Source organism: Lysinibacillus sp. NPDC056185, from assembly GCF_047737915.1.
In the GTDB taxonomy this organism is placed as follows: Bacteria; Bacillota; Bacilli; order Bacillales_A; family Planococcaceae; genus Lysinibacillus.
On sequence record NZ_JBLLLQ010000107.1, the window covers coordinates 1 to 1,207 of the forward strand.

1 protein-coding gene is annotated in these 1,207 nt (G+C 77.9%); it reads left to right on the plus strand.

The window, feature by feature from the left end; all coding sequences use genetic code 11:
- A partial coding sequence (locus ACMZ42_RS27195) for a WD40 repeat domain-containing protein (protein WP_415733455.1) occupies positions 1–1,207 on the plus strand: 1,207 nt, incomplete at both ends.

Below are 1,207 nucleotides of genomic sequence, written 5' to 3' on the forward strand. Positions count from 1 at the left end.
GCCGAAGCCGCCCTCGCACAGCGACCCCGAACTGCGCGCCTGGCAGGCCACGTGGCGCTCGCTGGCCGGGCTCCAGGACTCCGGCCGCAGGGCCACGGCGGAGCTGCGGGAGGCGGACCCCGCGCCGGCCCCCGCGCCCTTGACCGCTCCCTTGACCGCTCCCTTGGCCGCTCCCTTGGCTGCTCCCTCTGCCGTTCCGTCCCCCGCCCCGGCCTACGTGCCCCTCGGACAGCCGCTGACCGGCCGCACCGACACCGTCCGCACGGTGGCGTTCTCGCCGGACGGCACCCTCGTGGCCACCGGGGGCAGGGACACCACCGTCCGGCTCTGGGACGCTGCCACCGGCCTCCCGGCGGGCGAGCCGCTGCGGGGCCACGGCCGCACGGTGTTCGCGGTCGCCTTCTCACCGGACGGCACCCTGCTGGCCGGCGCGGGCGGCGACGGCACCGTACGGCTGTGGGACCCGCGGACCCGGCGGCTGCTGCGCACCCTCGACAGCGGCGGCTCCCACACCACCTCTGTCGCGTTCTCGCCCGACGGCGGGGTGGTGGCGACGGCGGGTGCCGGTGGTGTGGTCCGGCTGTGGGATCCGGTGTCGGGGGCGGGCAGAGGTGAGGTGGCGGTCGGGAGCGGCAGTGTGTTCGCCCTCGCCTTCTCCCCCCACGGCCGGACAGCGGCGGCCGCGGGGACGGGCGGCACGGTACGGCTGTGGGACCCGTGCGAGCTGCGGCCGCTGGGCGATCTGCCGCCGGATCGCCGCGGCCACGTGACGGCGCTCGCGTTCTCCCCTGACGGCACCGTGCTCGCCGCCGCCGGTGGCGACGGCTCCGTACGGCTCTGGGACCCGGCCGGCCTGCGGCCATGGGGCGAACTCGTACCGGCCCGGCCCAACTCTGTCGCCGCGCTCGCGTTCTCCCGGCTGGGCGTGCTGTGCGCCACCGGCGACGGGGACCGCCGCCTCCAGCTGTACGCACGGGCGACACGCGAAGCGGCTGTCCCGGCAAGGGACTCGGCTTTCGAACGCGGCCTCGCGGGCCCCGAACCGGCGACCGCGCCGGAGCGGGAGCCCGCCGTTCCGGTGGCGGCGTACGCCCCCGAACACGCCCCCGTTGCCGCAGCGTTGGCCCCCGCCCCCGCCCCACCGACGGTCACGCTCGCCGAACGGGCCCGCGCCGCCGACCTCGGCTCCGGCGAACCCAAGCCGCTG